Raw genomic sequence first — 7352 nt, forward strand, 5'->3', positions numbered from 1 at the left:
AATTACATGAACATCAGGTTGTTGATTTTAATTCTTGCCATTATTTGTCCGATATTATTACCGGCCCAGGAATTTGACCTTGTTCTTTCGGTTGCCGAGAGCGGGAATCAGACACATGTTGCCCGCAATACCATTTTACTTGCCCCCGGGTATTCGTATACGCCAAATGGAGGGAGCATGACGGCTAAGATAGAAAATCCTGTAGTCAATGGTAGTATTGCATATAATTCAATAACCGATCCGGAGAACCGAAGCCTGAATACATCTTATCTTGTTGGTTCGACAAATGGGACAATCAACGTAAATGCCATGGGAGGAGCAAGCTATACGGTTCCGCTGGATTTGCCGCCGGGAGTAAACGGTCTTGCTCCCCAGCTGTCCCTGGTTTACTCGTCAGGCAGTGGCAGCGGGCTGGCTGGTTATGGATGGCAACTTGGAGGAATCTCGGTAATTAGCCGTTGCGGCAGGAATTTTTACAATGATGGTACGTTAAGTGATATAGAACTGAATTATAACGACCGGTATACTATGGACGGGCAGAGGCTGATTACTACTTCCGGGGATTATGGAAGGGAGAATACGACCTACCAGACGGAAAACGATGTTTTTACAAGGGTCGTATCTGAATATAGCCTTGGGAACGGGCCGCAAAAATTTTATGCACAAACAAAAAACGGGCTGAAATATCTTTACGGGTATGATGAAGACGGCAGGCAAAAAGTGGAAGGTTATGATGAAGTAATTAGCTGGTATGTAACGGAAGTGTCTGACTTATACGGGAATGTGATAAACTATTCCTATCTCAGGGACAATAACATGGTATATCCTGGAGAAATAACCTACGGGCCTAACACAATTACATTTTATTACAAGGAACGCTACGATATCCTTACAAGTTTTTTCAAGGGGAAAAAGATCGTTCAGCGGTTGCTGCTGGACAGGATTGAAATAAAATACAACGGAAACATAATAAAGAAATATGAACTAAAGTACAACAGTTTAAACGACACCTACAATAAATACTCCCTTTTGAATGAGATAGTGGAATACGGGATAAACGACAGCCGGCTGAATTCCATGGTATTCAGCTACACAACGCCGGCTACCGTAGCGATGGCGCAGAGTATCTATGATCAGAATCATGCGTATGTTTCATATGAGTCCAAGCTCGTGGCAGGTGATTATAACGGGGACGGGAAAACCGACTTTTTGTGTATCCCAATACCCGGAAAAGCAACATGGAGTGGGGTAAGAGTGTGTTACGGGGATGGCAATGATCATTTTAACAATGTGTGGAGCAATAGCAACATAAATATGGACTATGACCATATAGACGACATCCGCTCCATTGATCTGAATGCAGACGGGATAGATGACATTCTTATTGAATACGTATTAAATGATGTTTCGTATTTTAAAGAAATGATATCGTATGGCACAGGGATGTTAGAGCCTGGATATTTTTATAATAATGCTGCCAGAAATTCAATGAATGGAAAAAAATACCGTATGTACCTGCTTCAGGAGAAGGATAATGAATCAACGGGAAATGATTTTAACGGAGATGGTATTCAGGATGTTTTTATACACGACCAGGCAGGGAACTGGATAATTTTTTCTTACGGTAATTCAGAGGGGGTGCTTACATACCATGTTAAAAACATGCTAGGAACAGGAACCATATCAAACCTTGGGGAATATGTGTTTAGTGATGATTTCAACGGAGACGGGAAGGCTGAAATATGGAGTGTGGAGAGTTCGGGATTCAGGATATTTTCGTTAGTGGGAAGTTCATTGGTGCAAATCTATTCCCAGACCTGGCTTACAAAGGATCACCATTACAGGCTTGGAGATTTCAACGGTGACGGGAAAACGGATATTTTTCTGTATGGATACAAAACATATGACTGGACACAATGGCAGATAAAACTTTCCACCGGGACTGATTTTGAAACGGTGTATATGGCGCAAAAGAAGGCGAATCTGAAGGATGATTATGTGCGCCTTGGGGATTTTAACGGGGATGGGAATACGGATATCATGGCATCATGCAAAACGAATAATTATACTTACTTTTATATCAGCAGGTACAAGGGGACAGAATTTTATACGGAAACGATACCGAATTATCCGGTTGCCACGCACCAGTATTTTCTTGCTGATTATAACGGCGACGGAAGAACGGATTTTGTGTGTACTGACGGCGAATCACCGTGGTGGAGAGGATATCAGTTATACAAATCGCCGGGAACCACTGCTGTTTTAATGGAAAAAACAGCCACCAGCCTGAATCAACTAACAAAAATACAATATGAAAAGATGTCCCAGCCCGCATCCTGTTACACCAAGGGAAGTGCGGCGGCGTTTCCTGTAACTGATTTTCAGGGGCCACTGAGTGTTGTGAAAAGGGTCATAACTGAAAACGGAAACGGAGGGAAGGATACGGTTGATTATGCATATGAAGGAGCTAAAATACACCGGCAGGGGAAAGGATTTCTTTGTTATGCAAAGACCACGCTTATAAACCGGACCGCTGGAATTAAAACGGAAACCAACAGCACATACCATAACACCTTTTTTTATCCGCAGGCTGTTTCGGTTGTTAACCGGCTTATCAGCGGTGCAAATATAGAAACTACAACCAGTGCTTGGGCAGAAATAGTACTGGACGCAGCCAGGAAAAGGATTTTTCCTTACGTATCTTCTGCCACGCAAAACAATTCGCTTACAGGCCATAGTATTACCACCACATTTGAGTATGATACGTACGGTAATCCGGTTACGATAACCAAGACATACAACAACCAGACAAGCGAAACAACAGCAAATACGTACACAAATACCATATCAAACACCGATTGGCTATTGGGCAGGCTTAGCCAGTCAGTAACCACCTATACCCGATCGGAAGAAACACCGGTTACCCGTACGGTGAGTTATACGTATTTTACGGATGGGATCCTGAAACCTGATTTTATAAAATATTATGAGAATACCTCTTACTATTACTACAGGAATCATGATTATGACAGCCATGGGAATCTGATTCAGTTGTATGAATATGGAACCGGAGTGGGCGGCAGGCAGACAAAGTACACGTATGAAACCAACGGGATACGAGTAAAAACCGTTACGGATCCTCAGGGTCACACAACTACCATGAATTATGATACATATGGCCGTCTGGCATCAGAGGTTGATTATCTTGGTAATACAACAGCATATACATACGATAATCTGGGACGGGCTGAAAGCAAAACCCAACCCGACGGGTATGCTTCCACAACCACATACCACTGGGGACTCACGGGCGGGCCTGCCAATGCCTGTTACTATGTTCAAACTGCAGGGAATGACGGTTCTCTTTCAAAAACATGGTACGACAAAACCTTAAGGGAAATTCGTAAAGATGTAAAAGGGTTTTTCGGGTCAATGATATGTACCAGTAGTGAATACAATGCAAAGGGACAGCTTTACAGGGTTTCAGACCCTTATTATGCCGGAGGAAACGTTGTGTGGGCAGAAACCTATACTTATGATACCTATGGCCGAACGCTGAGTATAACCCGTAATACCGGCAGAAATACATCCTATGCTTACTCGGGAGGTACCGTAACGGAAACCACGGCAGGGAAGACTTACTCCAAAACTTACGGAGCTGATGGTTTAATAGTATCGGCCACCGATAACGGAGGTACCATTACCTATTCGTATTATGCGGATGGAAAAATAAAAGCAATAACAGCTCCGGGAGGAATCATAAGCAGCATGGAATATGATATTGCCGGAAATCGGACGAAAATTTCCGACCCCAGTGCAGGTACAATAACATACACCTACAATTCATTCGGGCAGGTAAGAACCATGACCAATGCCCGCGGGCAGACAACCACATACAATTATTATGTTGACGGACGGCCATCAGGCACAGTTACCCCGGAAGGCACTATTAGTTACACTTACAATGCCAACAAACAGCTCATGGCAGTTTCATCACCGGGAGGTTTCAGCCGGAGCATGGTATATGACAGCCTAGAAAGGGTTGTTTCCATAACCGAAAACATTCCGGGTTCTGCCCCATTAACCACATTGTACACTTACGACAACAAAGGAAGATTAAAAACAAAAACACACCCTTCAGGCATTAAGGAAACACTCAGTTACAATAATTACGGGTATTTGAACAGCATAAGTGTACCCAATGCAGGGAATGTTTATGAAATAACCGGGTTGAATGCGCGGCTTCAGAAGACCTCAGCAAAGTACAATACAGTGCTTTCTGCTTCTTATGGTTATGACCAGTATGGCTTCCCGTCTTCTTCAGTGGTATCAATTTACGATTATGTTTATTTCCAGAAATTCCAGTATTCCTTTGATCCGTGTACCGGGAACCTTCAGTGGAGGAAAGATCTGCTGAAAAATTTAACGGAAAGCTTTACATACGATAACCTCGACAGGCTCACCCAGGTGAATGGTCCTTCTCCTCTGGCCATGTCCTATGCTGCAAACGGAAATCTCATGGAAAAGACCGATGTGTCATCTCTGGTATTCTCATACAACATCCCCTCCAAACCCTATGCCCTTGGTTCTGTTACTTCCACAACAGGTGCTATCCCGGCTGTAAATCAGACAATAACCTACACCTCGTTTCAGAAAACAAAAACTATCAGCGAAGACAGCACGGAGGCTTTGTTTGTATATGATTGCGACGGGGAACGGGCCCGCATGGTTATAAAGCAGAACGGCAATATTGTGCTTACCCGCTGGTATTCGGGCAGCAGTTACATCAAAGAAGTCACAGGAACTGACACCACACAATATACCTTTTTAGGGGGCGACGCCTACAATGCACCGGTGCTGGCCGTGAAGCGCAACGGAAGCATAACATACTATGCCCTGCTGCGCGATTACCTGGGGAGCATAACGCAGATTCTAAATACAGCCAATTACCTTGTTTCCGAATACAGTTTTGATGCCTGGGGCCGGAGGCGCAATCCTTCCGACTGGAGTTACAACCTGGCAGGCCAGCCCCCTCTGATGGCCGGCCGGGGATATACAGGCCATGAAGAACTTCCGTGGTTCAATCTGATAAACATGAATGGCCGGTTATATGACCCACTGGTTGCAAGGTTCCTCAGCCCCGACAATTATGTCCAGGCACCCGACTTTACGCAGAATTTTAACAGGTATACGTATTGCCTCAATAACCCGCTGGTGTACGTTGACCCCTCGGGTGAGTTTATTTTTATTATTCCAAACATTAGCTGGAGTAAGAAAGGAGGGCTGAGCATTGGTATTTCCTTCGTATTCGGCATACCCAGTGGTGCAAGTGTACAATTCGGGGGTGGGTATAATTTTAAATCTCATGACGTTTATGGTTATGCTGGTGTCACCTTTGCTTTCAATACTATTTACACTTCAATTTCTTCTCAAATCGGTTGGAGTGCGGGGTATACCGCAGGTGCTTCAATTTTCTCGGGATTCCCAGTGAGTTCGAATTTCCTTACAGCCGGGGCCAACTACAACATTACCCATAACAGCTGGAGCGGGAACATTTCAGCCTGGGAGGTAAGTAAAAAAGGCTGGAGTTTTAACCCGAGCGTATCGGCTATGGTTTTCCCGGAACGTACAACAAACTTTGTAAGAGGTCAAGGGTTTAGAAGTAACAATAGCGTGTTAAGCCGATTTGTGGCTGCCGGGAATCAGCAAGGTGCTTTGGACTATTTTGGGTTTGAAGGAAATTATGTAGATGAAGATGGTGTTAGTTCTTTTTATTTTGATAAAAAAGACCCATCTAAATATGGAATTAGATATAGACGGGGATCTTTTGAATCTTTTGAATCTCTTTATAGTTCTTTTATAAAAGAATCTTTTCATATGCAAAGATATGAACAGGGTGGTTTTGATTTAGGAAATTCAGGAGTGTTTAGTGTTGACAGATGGCCAGAGGAGAGACAAGGCATAATTCGGCAGTATAAAACACAGGGCTTACACAGAGATAGAACCAACTTTCTAAAATCTATTGGTAATGCTGAGGGCATGATAAATTCGTATAATTTGTATGGTGATTATAATCCATCTTATATGTACCAACCCTATGCTAATCATTGGTGGCATTTCATATATAAAATTCCAAGACTATGGTAAAATTATTAATAGTTGTCGTATTTGCTGTTTATTCCAACTGCGGGTATTGCCAGCAGGACAGCATTCAAGAGATGGGCTATCCTTTTGAGGAGGTGCCTAAGTTTAATGGAGATATAAGGCTTTTTGTTCAGAAAAGCATTGTTTATCCAATATCAGCGATTGCAGATTCGATAGAGGGAAAGGTATTTGTAAAGTATTTGGTAGATACGTCAGGTTTTACAACAGGACATGTAATAGAAAAAGGGATCAGGGATGACTTAAATAACGAAGCGATTAGGGTTGCAAGGTTAATTAAGTATGATAGCCCAGCAAAATTAAGGGGTAAATCTGTTTTATTTTATTACACATTGCCAATTGAGTTTAAACTACCAAGCAAAGACGTCAGTTCCAATCATGCACTAACCAAGAAAAAATGTAAGAAATAATTTTGGTAATTGTTGATTTTGTAAACCATGGAGAGTTATTATTTACAAAATACTTAAAAAATGGTACTAAAAAATTAATTTCTTTTGATTGTCCTTCTAGCCATGCTTTTTTCTTGCAACCTTGAAAAGAAGCTGGTAACGACAACGGGAAAAAACGAATCGATTGGTTTTAATGAGTATATCCTAATAAATGGAAAAACAGTTGAAATACTTTTTTTCCTGAATAAGGACTTTCATTTGACTTATGACAAGGATACCTCTCATTGTGGTGATTATAAGCTAGAAAACCTACATGTCAACTACCAGAAGGATACAAATAACATTCATGTGTATTTTGATTGGGTTGAACTTAGAACCTGTAATACGAAAACATACGAAACAAAGACTATATCTGCACGATGGAATGACTATCACAATTTTAACGAATCAACCATTGAGATAGTATTTGATCTTGTATTACCTGACCATAAAGAAACCAGTAGGAAATACCGATGTTTATACAAAGAGTCCAATAACAAAATTGTAACGATTGAACCATTTTTTGAACGAGCAGTTGATTTAGGTAGTTAATTCGTGGCATATGTTCAGTTTATTCTTGCAAGTTTAGCTGGTATATTATACAATTTTTTCTACCTTCGATCAAGGTTCTTTGAAAACAGCTAAAGCCACCGGACTTGTGAATTTAGCACATTTAGCAAAACTCAGGCAGGAATGGGAGGTTGGTCGCCTTTTTCGCAGTAAGCAGTAAACCGTTTGTTGGCCGGTTCCTCAGCCCCGACA

The 7352-nt window shown here is 42.0% G+C and carries 2 protein-coding genes; both read left to right on the forward strand.

Annotated features, from left to right (window positions below):
- The first annotated feature begins 6 nt into the window (after positions 1 to 6).
- The gene (locus tag GX419_02315; GenBank protein NLI23527.1) at positions 7 to 6147 is read left to right on the forward strand and encodes a hypothetical protein; all 6141 of its coding nucleotides are present in this window, start codon (positions 7 to 9) and stop codon (positions 6145 to 6147) included.
- Positions 6141 to 6572 (forward strand): energy transducer TonB, encoded by a 432-nt coding sequence (locus GX419_02320; GenBank protein NLI23528.1) that lies wholly within the window; start codon positions 6141 to 6143, stop codon positions 6570 to 6572. The genes GX419_02315 and GX419_02320 overlap by 7 nt, the downstream gene beginning before the upstream one ends.
- The last annotated feature ends 780 nt before the right edge of the window (positions 6573 to 7352 follow it).

Source organism: Bacteroidales bacterium (genome assembly GCA_012517825.1).
GTDB lineage: Bacteria > Bacteroidota > Bacteroidia > Bacteroidales > JAAYUG01 > JAAYUG01.

Bases quoted from the DNA above. Each gene is read 5' to 3' on its own strand.
- GX419_02315 (NLI23527.1), top strand. From the start codon at position 7: ATGAACATCAGGTTGTTGATTTTAATTCTTGCCATTATTTGTCCGATA.
- GX419_02320 (NLI23528.1), top strand. From the start codon at position 6,141: ATGGTAAAATTATTAATAGTTGTCGTATTTGCTGTTTATTCCAACTGC.